The organism is Empedobacter sp. UBA7248 (assembly GCF_002472945.1).
Lineage (GTDB): Bacteria > Bacteroidota > Bacteroidia > Flavobacteriales > Weeksellaceae > Empedobacter > Empedobacter falsenii_C.
This window is the reverse complement of record NZ_DKSU01000003.1, coordinates 116780-136765: the sequence shown is the minus strand read 5'-3', so window position 1 is coordinate 136765 and position 19986 is coordinate 116780. Positions and strand designations below refer to the sequence as shown.

The 19986-nt window shown below is 31.9% G+C and carries 17 protein-coding genes; 11 read left to right on the top strand and 6 right to left on the bottom strand.

Features of this window, described 5'->3' with window-relative positions; translation table 11 throughout:
• Positions 1-113 precede the first annotated feature (113 nt).
• Together secA and B4A23_RS01610 are read left to right on the top strand one after the other, a co-directional pair.
• Complete coding sequence (secA, locus tag B4A23_RS01615; protein WP_291116068.1) at positions 114-3236, top strand: preprotein translocase subunit SecA; 3123 nt, start codon at positions 114-116, stop codon at positions 3234-3236.
• A 115-nt stretch (positions 3237-3351) separates the two neighbouring features.
• Positions 3352-3852 carry a YqiA/YcfP family alpha/beta fold hydrolase gene (locus B4A23_RS01610; RefSeq protein WP_291116065.1) on the top strand — a complete coding sequence of 167 codons (501 nt, stop codon included), beginning with the start codon at positions 3352-3354 and terminating at the stop codon, positions 3850-3852.
• Positions 3853-3897: 45 nt separating this feature from the next.
• Here the strand turns inward: B4A23_RS01610 and B4A23_RS01605 are convergent, their stop codons facing one another.
• On the bottom strand, positions 3898-5256 hold the full coding sequence (locus B4A23_RS01605; protein WP_291116062.1) for an acyl-CoA dehydrogenase family protein: 1359 nt from the start codon (positions 5254-5256) through the stop codon (positions 3898-3900).
• 66 nt (positions 5257-5322) lie between these two features.
• A complete protein-coding gene (locus B4A23_RS01600) occupies positions 5323-6279 on the bottom strand; it encodes an NAD-dependent epimerase/dehydratase family protein (protein ID WP_286511668.1) in 957 nt (318 codons plus the stop codon).
• A 338-nt stretch (positions 6280-6617) separates the two neighbouring features.
• Here B4A23_RS01600 and B4A23_RS01595 point away from each other — a divergent pair, with 338 nt between their 5' ends.
• The 7 genes from B4A23_RS01595 to B4A23_RS01565 all read left to right on the top strand — a co-directional run bounded on the left by B4A23_RS01595 (position 6618) and on the right by B4A23_RS01565 (position 13675).
• The gene (locus tag B4A23_RS01595; protein WP_286485503.1) at positions 6618-8639 is read left to right on the top strand and encodes a M13 family metallopeptidase; all 2022 of its coding nucleotides are present in this window, start codon (positions 6618-6620) and stop codon (positions 8637-8639) included.
• Position 8640: 1 nt separating this feature from the next.
• Positions 8641-8976 (top strand): rhodanese-like domain-containing protein, encoded by a 336-nt coding sequence (locus B4A23_RS01590; protein ID WP_236688192.1) that lies wholly within the window; start codon positions 8641-8643, stop codon positions 8974-8976.
• Positions 8977-9161: 185 nt separating this feature from the next.
• Positions 9162-9728 (top strand): RNA polymerase sigma factor, encoded by a 567-nt coding sequence (locus tag B4A23_RS01585; protein ID WP_038333651.1) that lies wholly within the window; start codon positions 9162-9164, stop codon positions 9726-9728.
• 1 nt (position 9729) lies between these two features.
• Positions 9730-9936, top strand: coding sequence for a hypothetical protein (locus tag B4A23_RS01580; RefSeq protein WP_114999932.1), 207 nt, complete (start codon positions 9730-9732; stop codon positions 9934-9936).
• 159 nt (positions 9937-10095) lie between these two features.
• The gene (locus B4A23_RS01575; protein ID WP_280045745.1) at positions 10096-10770 is read left to right on the top strand and encodes a mechanosensitive ion channel family protein; all 675 of its coding nucleotides are present in this window, start codon (positions 10096-10098) and stop codon (positions 10768-10770) included.
• A 308-nt stretch (positions 10771-11078) separates the two neighbouring features.
• Positions 11079-11348 (top strand): 30S ribosomal protein S15, encoded by a 270-nt coding sequence (gene rpsO, locus B4A23_RS01570; protein WP_038333654.1) that lies wholly within the window; start codon positions 11079-11081, stop codon positions 11346-11348.
• Between the two features lie 140 nt (positions 11349-11488).
• Positions 11489-13675 carry a polyribonucleotide nucleotidyltransferase gene (locus B4A23_RS01565; protein ID WP_280050083.1) on the top strand — a complete coding sequence of 729 codons (2187 nt, stop codon included), beginning with the start codon at positions 11489-11491 and terminating at the stop codon, positions 13673-13675.
• Positions 13676-13726: 51 nt separating this feature from the next.
• Here the strand turns inward: B4A23_RS01565 and B4A23_RS01560 are convergent, their stop codons facing one another.
• The gene (locus B4A23_RS01560; RefSeq protein ID WP_291116055.1) at positions 13727-14257 is read right to left on the bottom strand and encodes a hypothetical protein; all 531 of its coding nucleotides are present in this window, start codon (positions 14255-14257) and stop codon (positions 13727-13729) included.
• 144 nt (positions 14258-14401) lie between these two features.
• Between B4A23_RS01560 and B4A23_RS01555 the strand changes: the two genes are divergently transcribed.
• Both B4A23_RS01555 and B4A23_RS01550 read left to right on the top strand, forming a co-directional pair.
• Entirely contained in the window at positions 14402-16564 is a 2163-nt protein-coding gene (locus B4A23_RS01555) for a S46 family peptidase (protein ID WP_291116053.1), read from the top strand.
• Between the two features lie 95 nt (positions 16565-16659).
• Complete coding sequence (locus B4A23_RS01550) at positions 16660-17394, top strand: MBL fold metallo-hydrolase (RefSeq protein ID WP_291116050.1); 735 nt, start codon at positions 16660-16662, stop codon at positions 17392-17394.
• 46 nt (positions 17395-17440) lie between these two features.
• Here B4A23_RS01550 and B4A23_RS01545 read toward each other — a convergent pair whose 3' ends face one another.
• The 3 genes from B4A23_RS01545 to B4A23_RS01535 all read right to left on the bottom strand — a co-directional run bounded on the left by B4A23_RS01545 (position 17441) and on the right by B4A23_RS01535 (position 19954).
• Complete coding sequence (locus tag B4A23_RS01545; RefSeq protein ID WP_291116047.1) at positions 17441-18016, bottom strand: hypothetical protein; 576 nt, start codon at positions 18014-18016, stop codon at positions 17441-17443.
• A gap of 163 nt (positions 18017-18179) precedes the next feature.
• Entirely contained in the window at positions 18180-18407 is a 228-nt protein-coding gene (locus B4A23_RS01540; RefSeq protein WP_291116044.1) for a DUF6814 family protein, read from the bottom strand.
• Positions 18408-18421: 14 nt separating this feature from the next.
• Positions 18422-19954, bottom strand: coding sequence for an MFS transporter (locus B4A23_RS01535; protein ID WP_286477782.1), 1533 nt, complete (start codon positions 19952-19954; stop codon positions 18422-18424).
• Between the last annotated feature and the right edge of the window lie 32 nt (positions 19955-19986).

Sequence of the window (19986 nt, the reverse complement as noted above, 5' to 3'; positions counted from 1 at the left end):
AATTGGGGCTTTTTTCGATTCTATAATCTATAACTAACATAGTTAACGTATATTTGCATCTTAATTAGTCTCAAATATATTGTGGCTAATTTTGACGAAGAACGCAGAAAAATATGAATATTTTAAACAAAATTTTACAAGGTTTCTTAGGTGATAAGAATGCCAAAGATGTAAAAGAATTACGAAAATATGTTGACTTAGCGAATGAAGCTGGTCAAAAGCTTAGTTCATTATCAATTGATGAATTAAGAGAAAAAACAGATGGATTTAAAGCTCAATTAGTTGAAGCTACAAAAGATCTTAAAACTCAAATTGAGGAGTTAAAAAAACAAGTTGAGGAAACAGAAGATTTTGGTGTAAAAGAAGATTTATATGCTAAAATCGACAAAATCAATAAAGAAGCTTACGAAATAGAGGAGAAGATTTTATTAGAAATCTTACCAGAAGCTTTCGCTGTAATGCGTGAAACAGGTAAACGTTTTACTGAAAACGAAACGTTAGAAGTGACAGCTTCTGAGTTTGATAAAGTTTTGGTTAATCGTGGACACGATTTCGTTTCTCTTAAAGATGATAACACTGCAATCTGGAAAAACTCTTGGGATGCAGCTGGTCGTCAAGTAACATGGGATATGTCTCATTACGATGTTCAGTTTATTGGTGGTACAGCTTTACACTTAGGTCGTATTGCGGAGATGCAAACAGGGGAAGGTAAAACTTTGGTTGCAACTTTACCTATTTACTTAAATGCATTAACTGGTCGTGGAGTTCACTTAGTAACGGTGAATGATTACTTGGCAAAACGAGATATGGCGTGGATGCGTCCAATTTTCTCTTTCCATGGTTTATCAGTAGATTGTATCGATAATCATCAACCAAACTCTCCAGGACGTCGTGATGCGTATGCATCTGATATTGTTTATGGAACAAATAATGAATTTGGTTTCGATTATTTACGTGACAATATGGCAAACACTCCAGATGCTTTGGTACAACGTGAATTAAATTTTGCGATTGTCGATGAGGTCGATTCAGTTTTAATTGATGATGCTCGTACACCATTGATTATTTCTGGTCCAGTTCCACAAGGAGATCGTCACGAATTTGATGTATTAAGACCAAAAATTGATCGTTTATATCAAATGCAACGTGAGATGTTAGGAAAAACATTGAACGAAGCAAAAACATTATTCAAACAAGGAGATTTAAAAGAAGGTGGTTTCAAATTATACCAGGTTTACCGTGGTTTACCAAAATACAAACCATTAATCAAATTCTTATCTCAAGATGGTATTCGTGCTCAATTACAAAAAACAGAAGCGCATTTTATTCAGGATAATAACCGTGAAATGCCAAAAGTTGATGAGCATTTATACTTTGTTATTGATGAAAAACAAAATCAATCAGATTTAACAGATAAAGGAATCGAGTATTTGTCTAAAGGTATGGAAGATGAAAATTTCTTCATTTTACCAGATGTTTCGACAAATATTGGAGCGATTGAAAATTCAGGAAAAACGAAAGAAGAAATTCTTCAAATGAAAGAAGAATTTTTCCGTGACTTCTCAATCAAATCTGAGCGTATTCATACATTAAGCCAATTGTTAAAAGCATATACATTATTCGAAAAAGATATCGAGTATGTTGTGGTGGAAGGTGAAGTGAAAATTGTTGACGAATCGACAGGTCGTATTATGGATGGTCGTCGTTATTCTGATGGATTGCACCAAGCAATTGAAGCAAAAGAGAATGTAAAAATTGAAGCAGCTACACAAACGTTTGCAACAATTACATTACAAAACTACTTCCGTATGTACAACAAGTTAGGAGGTATGACTGGTACAGCGGAAACTGAGGCAGGTGAGTTCTGGGAAATTTACAAATTAGATGTTGTTTCTATTCCAACAAACCGCCCAATTTTACGTAACGATAAAAATGATATTGTTTTCAAAACAAATCGTGAAAAATATAAAGCAGTAATCGAGGAAATTGTCCGTTTATCTCAAGATGACAAACGTCCAGTTTTAGTTGGTACAACTAATGTTGAGATTTCTGAATTATTATCAAAAGCTTTAAAATTACGTGGAATTAATCACAATGTTTTAAATGCAAAACTACACAAAAGCGAGGCTGATATTGTAACAGAAGCTGGTAAACCAGGAGCTGTAACTATTGCAACCAATATGGCTGGTCGTGGTACTGATATTAAATTGACGAAAGAAGTAAAAGAATCTGGAGGTTTAGCAATTATTGGTACAGAACGTCACGATTCTCGTCGTGTAGACCGTCAGTTACGTGGTCGTGCTGGTCGTCAAGGAGATCCAGGATCATCTCAATTCTTTGTTTCATTAGAAGATTCATTAATGCGTTTATTCGGTTCAGAAAGAATTGCAAAATTAATGGACCGTATGGGACACAAAGATGGAGATGTGATTGAACATTCTATGATTACAAAATCTATCGAGCGTGCACAGAAAAAAGTAGAAGAAAACAACTTCGGTATTCGTAAACGTTTGTTAGAGTATGATGATGTAATGAACAAACAACGTGAAGTAATTTACAAACGTCGTCACAATGCATTATTCGGAGATCGCTTGGAAGTTGATATTGCAAACATGATTTATGATGTTGCAGCTTCTGTTGTGAAATCTAACAAAGATTTCGAAGATTTTGGTCAATATGAATTAGATTTAATTAAATTCTTTACAATGGGAACTCCTGTTACAGAAGATGAATTTAGATCTAAATCAATCAAAGATTTAACAAATATTACGTACGACGCAGCAATTGAAGATTACAAAGCACGTATGAAATATGTTGCAGAAACAGCTTTCCCAGTAATTTCGAATGTTTTCGAAAATCAAGGACATATGTTCTCTCGTATTCAAGTGCCATTTACAGACGGAATTCGTCAAATGACAGTTGTTTGTGATTTGAAAGAAGCATACGAATCTCAAGGAAAAACTTTAATCAAAGATTTCGAGAAATCAGTTGTATTAAGTTTAATTGATGATAACTGGAAAGAACATTTACGTGATGTTGATGATTTACGTAAAACGTCTCAAAATGCGGTTTACGAACAAAAAGATCCGTTGGTTGTTTACAAACAAGAGTCTTTCCATATTTTCCAAAGAATGTTGGATACAGTGAACAAAGAAATCATTTCGTTCTTATTCAAAGGAGAATTACCAAATACTCAAAAAGAAGAATCTGTAGAGGAAACTGAGACAGTAAACTAAAAGATTTTTTTATATAACTTTAACCCTTTCTGAAATTTTCGGAAAGGGTTTTTTAGTATTTTTACATCAACTACTGAACTTGTTTTCAGTATCAAATTATTAAAATTTTAAACAAATGAAATTTGCATACTTACACGGCTACCAAGGTTTTGTAACAGATGAAAAGAGAGAATATTTAGACTCTTTGGGAGAATGTTACGCACCAACAATTGATTACGATAATGCACCAACTTTGATTCAAGATTTGGTAGAGCATTTTACAAAAGAACCAATCGAATTTATTGCAGGAACAAGTTTAGGCGGAATGATAAGTTATTATTTGGGATTATTATTAAATGTTCCAGTTTTGATGTTTAATCCTGCTGTAATTGCGGTAGAACGTTTAAAACCATTTTTGCCAGAACAATTATTAAAAGGAGTTCCAACACAATCTAATTTAATTTTTACAGGTTTAAAAGATGATGTGATTGAACCAAAATTTCAGATTGAATTTGTAGAAAATATTCAAAAACAAAACGGAAATATCGAACAAATTTTTGATGCTGAAATGACACATTTAATCACATTAGAAGAATTCGAAAAAGCATTTGAAGTTTTTTTGGAGAATAAAAAGTAGATAAAAAATCCCAATAAATTATTTATTGGGATTTTTAAATTTTATTTAAACAAATGCACTAAATCCTGTGATAGAACGACCTACAATAAGTGAATTGATTTCTTTTGTGCCTTCGTAGCTGTAAATAGCTTCGGAGTCGGCAACAAAGCGAGCGACGTCATGCTCTAATAATATTCCATTTCCACCCATTACTTCTCGTGCTCGTGAAACGACATCTCGTGTTCTCATTGTACAAAAAACTTTAGCTAAAGAAGCGTGTTCGTCTAGTAAAATTCCCTCGTCTTGCATTTCAGATAAGCGAAAAACTAAAGTTTGCATTGCTGTTAAATTAGATAACATTTCGACCAAATGTCCTTGTATCATTTGAAAAGAAGCAATTGGTTTCCCAAATTGTTTTCGATTTCGAGTGTAATCTAAAGCGCTTTCATATGCTCCGCGCGCGCAGCCAGTTGCCATCCAAGCAACTCCAGCTCTTGTCATTCGCAATACTTTTGCTGTATCTTTAAATGAATTAGCATTTTGTAAACGATTTTCTTCTGTAATTAAACAATCTTTCAGAGTAATCAAGCCATTCTGAACAATTCGTAAAGCCATTTTTCCTTTGATTTTTTCTACAGAAAAACCAGGATTATCTTTCTCTACAATAAAACCTTTTACTTCTCCATCATCCAAATCTCTTGCCCAAATAATGACTAAATCTGCAAAAGTCGCATTCCCAATCCATTTCTTCTGACCGTTTAAAATCCAACCTTCTTCTGTTTTTTTACATGTAGTGGTCAAACCTCCTGCCGCACCAGAACCAACTTCGGGTTCAGTTAGTCCAAATGCTCCGATTTTATCAAATTTTTGCATTTGTGGTAACCACTTTGCTTTTTGTTCTTCCGATCCGCACATATAAATTGATCCCATTGATAGGCCAGATTGTACACCAAAAAAAGTGGCAATCGATGCATCTATACGAGCCATTTCCATAGCTAAAACGCCTTCCATAATAAAAGGTAAATTTGGACAACCATAACCGTCGTAAGTGACGCCGCAAATGTTAAGTTCTTTAAATTTTGGAATTAATTCGAAAGGAAATTGATCACGAAGCCAATAATCATTAACGATTGGTTTAACTTCTTTTTCCATAAAAGCTCTTACTTTTAACTGTAATTCGCGTTGTTCTGGAGTTAAAGTGTGGAAAACATCGTAGAAATCCCCATCAATTGGAGGAAGATCTTTGTGTTTTTTATTTGGATTTAACATTTTCATCATTCCTTGAAGTTGTTTATCATCAAGTTTCGAAAAGTTTTCCATTAAAAGAGGTAAATCTACTTTTTTAGAAATTTTATTTAATTGCTCTAAATCAACTGATTTTAATAGATGGATGATATTTTTTAAATTAGAAAATGCTCCTGACATATTTTGTGGTTTTTAACCAAAAAATTATCAAAGAGCATTCCTAAAATATTGTATTGTAAGAAAAAATTAAGCTTTACCTAATTTTATTTTCAAATTATCTAACATTGTTGTTGTCATTTTATCGATATCAAATTTTGGTTCAAATCCCCAATCTGCTTTTGCAACAGAATCATCGATAGAAGAAGGCCAAGAATCTGCAATAGCTTGACGGAAATCTGGCGCATAATCGATTGTGAAATTTGGAATGTGTTTTTTGATTTCTGCTGCTAAATCTTCGGGAGCAAAACTTAAACCTCCTAAATTATAAGATTTAAATTCACCTAATTGTTTTGGATCAGCAGACATTAATTCAACAATTGCATTAATAGCGTCATCCATATACAACATGGGTAAATAAGTTCCCTCTTTCAAGAAAGAAGTATATTTTCCATCCTCGATTGCTTTGTAATAAATATCAACAGCATAATCTGTAGTTCCACCTCCAGCAGGAGTTTTCCAAGAAATAAGACCAGGGAAACGAACAGAACGAACGTCTACATTATGATTTTGTTGGTACCATTTGCACCAGTATTCTCCTGATAATTTAGAAATACCATAAACTGTAGAAGGGGTCTGAATTGTATTTTGTGGTGTATTGTTTTTTGGTGTATCTGGACCAAAAACGCCAATAGAAGAAGGCCAAAAGATTTTATCGATTACTTTATCTTTCGCTAATTCAAGGAAAGTAAGTAAAGTGTCCATGTTTAATTTCCAACCAAACATTGGATTTTTTTCAGCTGTACCAGAAAGTAGAGCCGCTAAATGATAAACAGTTTTAATATTGTGTTTTGCAATGACTTCTTTTATTCGATCAGCATCCATTACGTCAATTACTTCGTAAATCCCATCGTAATCAACATCTTTAGGATCACGTATATCAGAAATAATTACATTATTTTTTCCATGAATGGTTTTTAATTTCTCAGCCAATTCAGAACCAATTTGTCCTAAAGCGCCGGTGATCAAAATCGTATCGGTTTCCATCTTAAAAAGTTACTTTTGTTTGGTCCCAAATTTAAAGATTTTCTATTGAATATGGATATAACAAAATAATATTTAGATATTAATAAAGAAATCGATTGTTTTTTGTTAAATATATAAATATGGAATGATATATATAGAAAAATTTTCTGTTTAATAAGCTTTTTACAATATAAAATATCTTAAATAATAAAGAGTTTTGGTTTGAAAGTTTTAAAAATGTTAATTTTTATCCTTAAAAGTGTTGAAAATTGCACGAATTATTAATACTTTATTTAGTAAATTTGTAACAAACGTCGTATTAATTTCGACATATCATATCAAAAATACTTAGTAGAAATATGAAAAAACAACTATTTGTTGCTGCATTTGCATGTACTTCTGTTTTAGCAATTGCGCAAGAATCATATCAGGCTTTTAATCCAAATTATATGGATAAGTCTGTTCGTCCTCAAGATGATTTATATAATTATGTAAATGGTAATTGGATGAAAATTACAGAAATTCCTTCTGATAGAGCAAGATGGGGAAGTTTCGATGAGTTGAGAGAGAATACAGATAAAGTATCGTTGAAATTGGTAAAAGATTTATTGAATAATAAATATGCTCAAGATTCTAATGAACAAAAAATTTCTGATTTATATTCGGCTTATACAAACATGGAAGCTAGAAATAAAACAGGAATTGCTCCAATTCAGAAATACTTTAAGCAAATTGATGCAATCAAAAATTTGACAGATTTACAAGCGTATTTAACAGAGGTTACTCCAATTGGTGAGAATCCATTTTATGGTGTATCTGTTTATACTGATATGAAAAATAGTACGCAAAATGCTGTTTATTTAGGAAGTGTTGGATTAACTTTAGGTAAAACATATTACCAAAAAGAAGATGCTAAAAACACTGAAACTTTAGCTAATTTAAATCAATATATCGATCAAGTTTTTCCTTTTACAGGATCTAAAACTCGTGATTTAAAAGGGCCAAAAATTGTTGCTTTCGAGAAAATGATGGCAAAATATATCAAAACTGTTGAAGAAAGCCGCGATCCAAATAAATCGTATAATTTAGTAACATTATCAGAAGCAGGTGCTTTTTCTAAGAATGTTGATGTTGTTAAGTTTGTAAAGTCTTTCGGAATTAACCCTGATAAAGTAATCATTCGTGAATTAGATTATTACAAAAACTTAGATAAAATAATTAATCAAGAAAATTTACCAATCATCAAAGATTATTTGAAATTCAAATTGATTGATTCTTTTTCTAATTCTTCTACAACTGAATTAGAAAAAATTAATTTTGATTTTTATGGAAAAAAATTATCTGGCCAAAAAGAACAAAGAGCTTTAGATAAAAGAGGTTTGGCTTATGTAAATGGAACAGTTGGTGAGTTATTAGGACAAATTTATGTGAAAGATAATTTTCCTCCAGAGGCAAAAGCAAAAGCGCAAGAATTGATCAGTTATTTATTTAAATCGTTTGATATGCACATCAATAATTTGGAGTGGATGTCAAAGGATACAAAAGTAAAAGCAATTGAAAAGTTAAATAAATTTACGGTTAAAATTGGTTACCCTGATAAATGGAAAGATTATTCTGGATTTAAAGTTAAATCAATTAAAAATGGAGGTTCTTTAATTGAAAATAACTTAGCTTACAGTCAATGGAGATTTCAAGATAATTTGAAAGATTTTGGAAAACCAGTAGATAAAACGCGTTGGGGAATGTCTCCGCAAACAGTTAATGCTTACTTTAATCCAACAAATAACGAAATTGTATTCCCAGCAGCAATTTTACAAGCTCCATTCTATGATTATAGAGCAGATGCAGCTGTAAATTTTGGAGGAATTGGAGCAGTTATTGGTCACGAAATTTCTCATGGATTCGATGATTCGGGAGCTAAATTTGACGGAGATGGAAATTTAGTAAACTGGTGGACACCTCAAGATGAAGAAAAATTTAAAGCAGCAACAGGTGCTTTAGCAAAACAATATGATGCTTACGAACCAGTAGCAGGAACACACGTTAATGGAATCTTTACTTCTGGAGAAAATATTGGAGATTTAGGAGGAGCTTCTGTTGCTTTTGATGCATTACAAATGTATTTGAAAGATAAAGGAACTTATGGAAATATAGATGGATATACTCCACAACAACGTTTCTTCTTATCTTGGGCAACTATTTGGAGAACAAAAGCGACTGACGAAGCTTTAGTAAATCAAGTGAAAACAGATCCACATTCGCCTGGATATTACCGTTCTTTTGGACCAATCGTTAATATTGATGCGTTCCACGATGCGTTTAAAACAAAACCAGGGGATAAATTGTACAAAGCACCAAAAGACCGTATTAGAATTTGGTAAGATGCTTGGCAAAATTATTGATTGGATAAAAAATAGAAATAGAATTATTAAAATGACAACAGTTGAAGCAATAAACAATGCTAATGTAACATTAGTAGATGTTCGTGAGCCTTTTGAATTGGATACAGATGGATTTGTTCCAAATGCGATCAATATTCCATTAGGAGAAGTTCCTACAAGAGTAGAGGAGTTTAAAGCAATGTCGAGACCTATAGTAGTTTTTTGTAGAAGTGGTAACCGTTCAGGTCAAGCAGCACAATATTTACAAGCACAAGGTGTAGACGAAATTTTTAATGGAGGAGGTTTTCAGGATGTCTTAGATGTTTTGGAGAAATAATTCGTAATTAATTATTATTCATAAAAAACCGATAAATTTTTATTTGTCGGTTTTTTTTATATATTATTGTATTTTAAATAGATATTCGTTTAAGTTAAGATTATTTTAAAAATTTTCTAAAAAAAACTAAAAAAATGAGTGACCAAATAGGAATAGGTGTGTCATACTAAATGTAAGCAGTTGAAATGTCAAAAGATTCTATAGAAAATATTGCAGATGACATTTTGGTGTATAAGATTGTCGAGACAAAAAATCAACATTTGTTCGGGATATTGTATGATAGGTATGCACATACGGTATATAATAAATGTTTGAGCTTTGTAGAAGATCAAGCTGAGGCACAAGATATGACGCACGATATATTTGTAAAGTTGTTTGTAAAACTGAAAACATATCAATCAAAATCTAAATTCTCTACTTGGTTATATTCTTTTACATATAATTTTTGTGTCAATCATGTGCAACGAAAGATAAAAGAAGAAAGAAAAAATTATTCGGTGACGGATGATTTGGTTGATAACTATAATGACGAAATTATTGATGACAAAGAAATTTTTGAATTAAAAATCGAAAAACTAACGCAGTCCCTAAAGGAATTGGATGTAGAAGAGAAATCTATATTACTTATGAAATATCAAGATGAATTTTCAATCAAAGAAATTTCAGAAACTTTAGAGATTGGTGAAAGTGCAACTAAGATGAGATTGAATCGAGCAAAAAATCGTTTACTAAAAATTTATAACGCTTTGTAAAATGGAAAATCCTTTTAAGACTATGCTAGCCAATGAAAAGCTTCCAGAAACAATAAAGCAAAAAGTTATGGATGATGTTGCTTTAATAAAATTATCGTTGGAAGTAGCCGATTTGGTTTCAGTAAAATATCCAAGCACAATTGGAAATTTCTTCGGAATCGGAAAGAAATCAATTAACAAACCGAACAAAAAAGATAAAGAAGGTTAACTATAAATAGATAATATGAATATAGGTTTAAATTTTAGCTTGTTAGAAAGCTTATATCAAGAAATGGTACTTGTTTTTCCTAAAGTTGTAGGAGGTATCATATTCATTATCCTGTCGTATATCTTGCTAAAGTTGATTCTGATATTGACCAAGTACATATTGAAACTATCTAAAATAGATAAATTAAAAAAAGCATTAAATAATAACGAAGCATTAAAAAATTCGTCAATAGAAGTCGATCCATCTAAGATTATATTACAGTTTGTAAGATTGTTTATCATCTTATTGATTATTATTATTGGCTCAGATATTTTTGGTTTAACAGTTGTTTCTAACCAAATAGGACGAATTGTAGATTATCTTCCACAATTTTTTAGTGCAGTATTGATATTTGCTGGAGGGTTTTATTTAGCTAACTATATCAAAACTTTTTTGAGAAGTTTAATAAAATCAATTGATTTAAACGGAGCAAATATTATTAGTAATATCATTTTTTATATCATTTTGATATTTACAATTGTTACTTCATTAAATCAAGCTGGAGTTAATACAGATTTAATTACGAATAATTTATCCTTAATCTTAGGATCGGTGTTCTTGACATTAGCCATCGCGTTTGGATTAGGGTCAAAAGACGTTATTTACAGATTATTATTGTCTTTTTATACCAATAGGAATTTTGAAATTGGACAAAGAATTATCATCGAAGATGATGTACAAGGTGTGATAATTGCTATTAACAATATATGTATGACAATACAAACTGCGGACGAAAAAGTAGTTTATCCGATTAAAATAATAACAAATAAAAAAATACGAATTATAGAAGATTAATCTTGCCTACCTAAACCTATTTTAATAATTATTAACTAACCTATATTTAATTATTGAAATAAGCCGACTTTTTAACCTACCAACCAAAAATCGTGAAAGCAAGTCTTTTACAACTAACAAACCTATACGATTTAGTAGAAAATTAAAATATCACTTTCTATTATCTATCTAAATCAAACTAAACCAAATTTTTAAAAAGTGACCGAATTAACCAATCGGTCACTTTTATTTTTGTACAAAGTTTATTATTTCATATAATAGTTGTACATTTGCACCTCATTACATAATAATTATTAAATAATATTGGCATGTACTTAACATCAGAAGTAAAAAGCGAATTATTCGCAAAGCATGGTAAATCTGCAACAGATACAGGATCTGCAGAAGGGCAAATCGCATTATTCACTTACAGAATTAACCACTTAACTGGTCACTTGAAAAAAAATCACAAAGATTTTAATACAGAAAGATCATTAGTTATGTTAGTTGGTAAGCGTAAAGCGTTATTAAACTACTTAAAGAAAAAAGATATCACAAGATACCGTGCGATTATCGCTGAATTAGGATTACGTAAGTAATTTTAAACACAATATAAAAGGGCAATTACGTAGAAATTGCCTTTTTTTTTGTTATAAATTAAAATAAGATATATATCTTTATATAATGCGGTTAAAGCAAACGGCTTTAACTTTAGACGAATTAAATACTAAGAAGACGAATGATTCCACAGGCGATCACAGAAAAAATTACTCTTTCAGACGGAAGAGAAATTACAATCGAAACAGGGAAATTAGCAAAACAAGCTGACGGATCTGTGGTTGTACGCATGGGCGACACCATGTTATTAGCTACAGTTGTAGCAAACAAAGAAGCAAATCCAGGTGTAGATTTTTTACCTTTAACAGTAGATTATAGAGAAAAATTTTACGCTGCAGGACGCATCCCAGGGAATTTCTTCAGAAGAGAAGCAAAACCATCAGACGATGAAGTATTAACAATGCGTCTTGTAGACCGTGTTTTACGTCCAATGTTTCCAGAAGACTTCCATGCTGAGGTTCAGGTCATGATCTCACTTATTTCTTACGACAAAAATGTAATGCCAGAAGCTTTAGCTGGTTTAGCTGCATCAGCAGCCATTGCAATTACAGATATTCCTTTCACATTAATTTCAGAAGCTCGCGTTATTCGTTTGAATGGTGAGTTAATGATTAATCCTTCAAAAGAGCAATTAGATCAAGCTGATATCGACATTATGGTTGGTGCTTCTAAAGATTCTGTTGTAATGGTAGAAGGAGAGATGAGCGAAATTTCTGAGCGTGAAATGTTAGACGCAATTGAGTTTGCTCATGCTGAAATTAAAAAACAAATTGAAGCACAAGAAAGTTTAGCAGCGAAAGTAGGTAAATCTTTACCAAAACGTGAATATAGCCACGAAACACATGACGAAGAAATTCGCGAAAAAGTGTGGGCTTATGGATATGATAAATTTTATGATATCGCTAAACATCCATCTGATAAACACGAAAGAGGTGATAAATTTGCTCAAGTTGAAGCAGATTTTTTAGCTCAATACGAAGGAGATGAAGAAGAGTTAGCTCGTGTAACTCCTTTTGCTCACATTTACTTCCACGATGTACAAAAAGAAGCTGTACGTCAATTAATCTTAAACGAAGGAATTCGTTTAGATGGTCGTGATCCAAAAACGATTCGTCCAATTTGGACAGAAGTTGATTATTTACCATCAACTCACGGTTCTGCAATCTTCACACGTGGAGAAACTCAAGCATTAGCTACAGTAACTTTAGGTTCTTCTAAAGATGCTAATATGGTTGATGGAGTTGTAACAAACTTCGACGAAAAATTCTTTTTACACTATAATTTCCCACCATTCTCAACAGGTGAAGCTCGTCCATTAAGAGGAACTTCTCGTCGTGAAGTTGGTCACGGAAACTTAGCACAACGTGCTTTAGCGCAAATGTTACCAGACGATTGTCCTTATACAGTTCGTATCGTTTCTGAAGTATTAGAATCTAACGGTTCTTCTTCTATGGCAACAGTTTGTGCAGGAACATTAGCAATTATGGATTCAGGTTTACAAATGAAAAAACCAGTTTCAGGTATTGCAATGGGATTAATCACAGATACTAAATCAGGGAAATTTACAGTATTGTCTGATATCTTAGGAGACGAAGATCACTTAGGAGATATGGACTTTAAAGTAACAGGAACTGCAGACGGTATCACAGCTTGTCAAATGGATATTAAAGTACAAGGTTTATCTATGGAAATCATGGAAACAGCTTTGTTACAAGCAAAAGAAGGTCGTGAGCACATTTTAGGTAAATTGTTAGAAACTTTACCAGCGCCTCGTCCACAATTGAAACCAAATGCACCAAAAGTTGTTGTAATCGAAATTCCTAAAGAATTCATTGGAGCAGTAATCGGACCTGGAGGAAAAGTAATTCAAGAAATGCAAAAAGAAACTGAAACAGTTATTGCAATTACTGAGTTAGATACGACAGGACGTGTAGAAATCAATGGTGTGATTCAAGAAAACATCGATCGCGTTGTAGAAAGAATCAAACAAATAGCTTTCGTTCCAGAAGTTGGAGAAACATATCATTCAGTTGTAAAATCTATCAAACCATTTGGAGCGTTTGTAGAAATTGCTAAAGGTGTTGAAGGTTTAGTTCATATTTCTGAATTAGAGCACAGACGTCTTGAAAAAGTTGAAGATTCTGTAAACATCGGTGATAAAATTGATGTTAAATTCTTAGGTTACGATGATAAAAAGAAAATGAAATTATCTCGTAAAGCTTTATTGCCAAAACCAGAGAGAACAGAAAAACCTGCCAAACCAGCAGAGAAAAAAGAGGATAAACCTCAAGATAATAAAGAAGCTTAATTAAGTTTTGATATAAAGTAAAAAGTCCGAGATTTTCTCGGACTTTTTTTGTTACATAAATTCTAAATCTGTCTTTTTAAGATGTTTGATTTTATCATTTTTGTCTAAAATGCTATTTAGTTCATTAATAAAATTGATTAATTCATTATAATCTTTTTTATTCGATAAATAATTATTTTCTTCAAAGGAAGAAGTTAGAACAAAATGTCTATTGATAGTTTTATCACTAATAATAATATTTTTTCTTAGATTAGGTAGTGTGACAATTATTTCATGACCTGTTTGATAAATAGAGTCTAATTTAAAAATATTTTTATCTCTAATTAAGGAAATTATCTTTTCTTTTTCTTTTTGATCAAGAACGTTTTTTATTACAATAGTATCTTCAATATAATATTGCTCGAATTGATTTTTTTCAAAATTATATTTTCTAATTTCATCTATATATTCAAATGATAAATTAGTTTCATCAAAAAAATATTCAGGTTTTGATTTAGTTTGATTATTCAAAATAATAATGAAACCAACCATTCCAATAAAACCAATTAGGAAGCAAAGTAGATTAATGATTTTAATTTTCATTATTCAAATTTTGTGTTAATTAAATAAAAGTAATCGTTTTTTTACAATAAAATCTCAATTAAACTTTATTAAATACTTAAAGATTAGGAGAACTTCAGATAATCAATTATTTTAGCAAATCGTAAAATTGAAGACAAACAAATAATGAAAAAAATTTTATTATCCACGCTTTTAGCGGTTATGCTTTTTCCTTTTAAAGTGAAAGCTGACGAAGGAATGTGGTTTTTGATGTTCATCGAACGTCTGAATCACCGTGATATGCAAAAACAAGGTTTACAATTAACTTCAGAAGAAATTTATAGTATCAACAATAACTCTTTAAAAGATGCTATTGTACAATTTGGTGGTGGATGTACTGCTGAAATGGTTTCTGGTCAAGGTTTAGTTTTGACAAATCACCACTGTGGTTATGGTGCGATTGCTGAATTATCTGCTCCTGAACATGACTATTTAAAAGATGGTTTTTGGGCAAAAGATAAAGCTGCTGAGTTAAAACCAAAAAGTTTAAAAGTACGTTTCTTCGTTCGTATGGATGACGTTTCTAAACGTATTTTAGGTGTTGTAAATGATAAAATGTCTGAGTTGGATCGTGAAAAAGCGATTAACCAAGAGATTGCAAAAATTGAGAAAGAAAACAGCGAAAACGGAAAATATGTAGTTTCTGTTCGTTCATTCTTCCAAGGAAATGAGTATTACTACTTCGTTTACCAAGATTATGAAGATGTACGTTTAGTAGGAACACCTCCAAGTTCTATCGGAAAATATGGTGGAGATACAGATAACTGGGAATGGCCACGTCATACAGGAGATTTCTCTATGTTCCGTGTTTATGGAGACAAAGATGGAAATCCTGCGGCTTATTCTACAAACAATGTTCCGTTGCAACCAAAACATCATTTACCAGTTTCTTTAAAAGGATATCAACCAAATGATTTTGCTATGATTTTAGGTTATCCAGGTCGTACAAATCGTTGGATGCCAGCGCAAGGTGTTGCTCAAAATGTAGAGTACGCTTATCCTGCTTGGGTTGAAGCTTCTAAAGTGACAATGGATCAAATGAAAAAATATATGGAGCAAAATCAAAAAGTAAATATTGATTATGCTTCTAAATATGCTGGAGTTGCGAACTATTGGAAAAATCGTGATGGAATGATCGAAGCTTTAAAACTTCATGGAACTGTTGCGAAGAAAACAAAAGAAGAAGAAAAATTCAATAAATGGGCTCAAAAAGGAGCAAACAAAGCTGAATATGGTGATGTTGTTTCGAATTTGAATAATTATTATGCGAAAACAAATTTAGATGCTCGTCATAACAATTACATCAACATTTTATTACGTTACTCAACTTTAGCAAGTGCGCCATATTCTATTGGAAAAGCATTAGAAAATTATGCAGCTGCAAATGATGCAAAACGTGACGAAATGCGTCCAAAAATTCAGAATGCAATCAATGCATACTACGAAAAAATGTACTTGCCTTTAGAAAAAGATTTATTGGCTGCTCAATTAAATCTTTATGCTTCTAAAGCGAACGAAGCTGGTTTAGCTCCTTATGTTGCTGATTTAGCGAAGCAAAATAACAAGAACTTTACAGCTTATGTAAATGATGCAGTTGAAAGAAGTTTCTTCGCTGATCAAAAACAAGTTGAGAATTTCTTGATTTCTCCAGATGTAGAAGTGTTGAAAAAAGATCCTTTATATGTTTTATCAAATGCTTTAGTAGAAAGAGCTTCTAAGCAAACTGATGAGCAAGCAAAATTGAATGATACTTATTCTAAAAATTTCCGTTTATTAGTAAAAGGTTTACGTGAGTCTAAAATCGGGAATATTTTATATCCAGATGCAAACTCTACGTTACGTTTAACTTACGGTTCTATCCAAAATTTACCAAAAAGTACAAATCCTAAACGTCAACCAGATGTTGCTTCTAACTACTTTACAACATTAGAAGGTACAGTTGCAAAACACATCGCAGGTGACGAAGAGTTCGAAAATCCACAACGTTTATTAGATTTAGCGAAAGCAAAAGATTATGGACAATATGGAGATAAAGATGGATATTTACACGTAAATTTCCTGTCAAATAATGACATTACAGGTGGTAACTCAGGTTCTCCAGTAATGAATGGTAAAGGTGAATTAATCGGTATTGCATTCGACGGAAACATAGAAGCAATGGCTGGTGATGTAATCTTTGATCCTAAATTACAACGTACGATTTCTGTAGATATTCGTTATGTTTTATGGGTTGTTGATAAATTTGCTGGAGCAAAACACATTGTTGATGAAATGACAATTGTAAAATAAGATTTGAATCATAATATTTTTAAGGCTTCCTATTTTGGAAGCCTTTTTTTGTGGAAAAAATCTAAACGAATTACCTTTGTGAAAAATAAAAGTTAATGAAAGTTATTTCTCTTTTAGAAGGTGTTTTTCATGTTGATGCGAAAAAAGAGTTTCATTATTTAGGTGATGATATTGATGTTAAAAATCCCGCTGACGGATATAATCTTATTGTTCGTCCATTTTTGATACAAGTTGGAGAGGATAATATTTTGATTGATTGTGGTTTCGGAACTGAAATAGATTGTGAACCAATAATTTTAAGGAAACTACGTGAACATAATATTAATCCAAATCAAATTACAAAAGTATTAATTTCGCATTTACATAAAGATCATATCAACGGAATTGGAAGTTGGGTAGGAGAGCAGTTTGTATGTAATTTTCCTGAAGCAAAAATTTATATTCAACAACGCGAATATGATTATGCGGTTGCTCAAACAAATAATTCTTATAACTATAATCGTTTAGAAAAGTTGAAATCATTCAAAAATATTGTATGGATGAACGATGAAAATTCAGGTTTTATTTCAGAAAATATCAAATTCGAAGTAACGGGAGGACACGTTCCTTTTCAACAAGTTTTTTGGATAAAAGATGAAGAAGATACCGTTTTTTATGGTGCAGATAATTTGCCTCAACTTAATTATTTTAGATATCATGCAGCTTTCAAAAATGATGTCGATGGTGTAAAAGCGATGGAAGATCGTTTGCGTTGGGAAAAAGAAGCGAAAGAAGAACATTGGAAAATTCTTTTTTATCACGGAAAAAGAACAGATATAAAACAATTTTAGAAATATAATTCAAATACAAANNTTTGTATTTGAATTATATTTCAGTTTAATTATGTCCCAAATAAATTTGGAAACCAACTGCTAATCCCAAACCGTTTTGAGCTTGAGCATTTGCTAAATTAGATTTAGAATAATTGTATCCAACCATTCCTTCTAAAGCTACATTTCTAGAAACGAAGTGAGCGTAACCTGCGTTAACTCCAAAACCAAAAGAAGTGTCAGAAACTCCACCGCTTTTAGCTCCAGTTATACCTACTTCACCTTGTCCAAAGAAACGCCCTGTAGAACTTGCTCCTTCAGGAAAATAGTAACGAGCAAATGGCATTAATTTGTATTGATAAATATTATCACCACCTTTTACTGTTTGTAAACCAAAACCAGTTGTAAGTCCGACAGCAATTCCATCAGAAACAAAATATCCAGCTTGAGGATTCAAGTTAATATTAAAGTTTTCACCTTCAAAAGAATATCCTAAAGATCCAATAGAACCTCCAACTAGCCAATTTCCTTGTTTGATAGGTGTAGAACCTACATTAGCAGATGTTTGAGGAGTTGTAATTTCTTGTGCAAATGCTGAAGTAGCAAATACTCCGAGCACCAATGTTAAAAATACTTTTTTCATAATTTGTTGATTTTAAAATTAACTGACATAAACTATGCCAAAACTCTTAAAAAGATGTTAACGTTTTACAATTCGCTTTTTATGGATTTAATAACAACGTTTATAGAAAATACATTTATATAAAAAAATCCCCAACATGTGTTGAGGATTTCGTTATAGTTTTTTACATTTTTTCTTCGCTATATTCGCCGAGTAAAGCATAATAGCCAAAAAGCGCCATTCCAATAACTATAATTGGTGTAAGGACAAATAGAATAATAATTCCGAATACTAAATCATCTTGAGAGCCTGATGATAATTTTGGAATTCCAAATTCCATGATACAAAAGTAGGCTACAACAAGTGATAATGCGATCCAAACGATTCCTAATATTTTTTTAATTGCTTCCATTTTTAATAGTTTTTTTAGTTAACATTTCTGTCTTTATTACTGATATAAATTGCTCCGATGATAAAACAAACAGCCGCAATTCCGATAGGATACCAAAGACCTTCTAAGTAAAATTGCGGATCTCCGTTGTTTTTTGCATTTGTTACCAAATAAGTAGAAACAGCAGGAAGAAGACCTCCAAAAATTCCGTTTCCTACGTGATAAGGCAAAGACATCGATGTATATCTAATTTTAACAGGGAACATTTCTACTAAGAACGCAGCAATTGGACCATAAACCATTGTGATAAAAATAATTTGAATCCAAATTAATCCAACTAATTTCCATTTATCACCACTATTAATATGTGTCGATTTTTTTACAATTTCACTTACTTTTCCATCTACAATTTTTGCTTGACCATTTTCTAAATGACGCGTCGTAACTTGTTTGTAAGTTGTACCATCTGTAAATGATTTTTGAATTGTATAAATAGAATCAGATTTTTCGTCAACATTTTTGATTTCAGCTTTTTCAATTGTTTGTGCTGCAATTACTTCTTTGTTTTCAAGATTTGTTGTTTGATACATTGATTCGTAAATTGGTCGATACGAGAATACAGCGACAATCATTCCGATTAACATCACCCATTTTCGACCAACTTTATCACTCAGCCATCCAAAGAACACAAAGAAAGGTGTACCAAATAATAAAGCAATTCCTAATAAAGAATCTACTTGATCAGATTCTACATTCATCACCGTTTTCATGTAACTCATCGAGTAAAACTGACCTGTATACCACACAACTCCTTGTCCCATTACAGCTCCAAAAAGTGCTAATAAAACGAACTTCATGTTGTAACGATTCCCGAAAGATTCTTTCAAAGGATTTTTAGAAGTTGTTCCTTCATCTTTTGCTTTTTTGAAAGCTGGCGATTCGTCCATATTTTTACGAATCAAGTATGAAACGTAAACCATCAAGATTGATAAAATAAATGGAACTCGCCATCCCCAAAGGTCAAATTGTTCTTCTGATAAAAGTGTTTTTGTTAATAAAATAACCAGTAAGGAAACAAATAAACCGACTGTTGCAGTGGTTTGTATCCAAGAAGTCCAATATCCTCTTTCTCCGTCTGGTGCGTGTTCTGCCACGTATGTTGCAGCACCTCCATATTCGCCTCCAAGTGCTAAACCTTGTAATAAACGTAAGATTAATACTAATAAAGGTGCGATAAAACCAATTGATTCGTAAGATGGAATACATCCTATTAAAAAAGTTGCTCCTCCCATTAATACTAAAGTTGCCATAAACGTATATTTACGACCGATAATATCACCTAATCGACCAAAGAATAATGCGCCAAATGGACGTACAACAAATCCAGCAGCAAATGTTGCTAAGGTCGATAAAAAGGCAGCTGTAGGATTGTCAGCTGGGAAAAATTTAGTAGAAATTACAACAGCTAAACTTCCAAAAATAAAGAAGTCATACCATTCAATTAGCGTTCCCATAGAGGAAGCACCAATCACTTTCCAGATTGTTTTTTTGTTAGCAGTTTCGCTCATAAATAATGTGTTTTTGTGTTAATTCTTGTGTG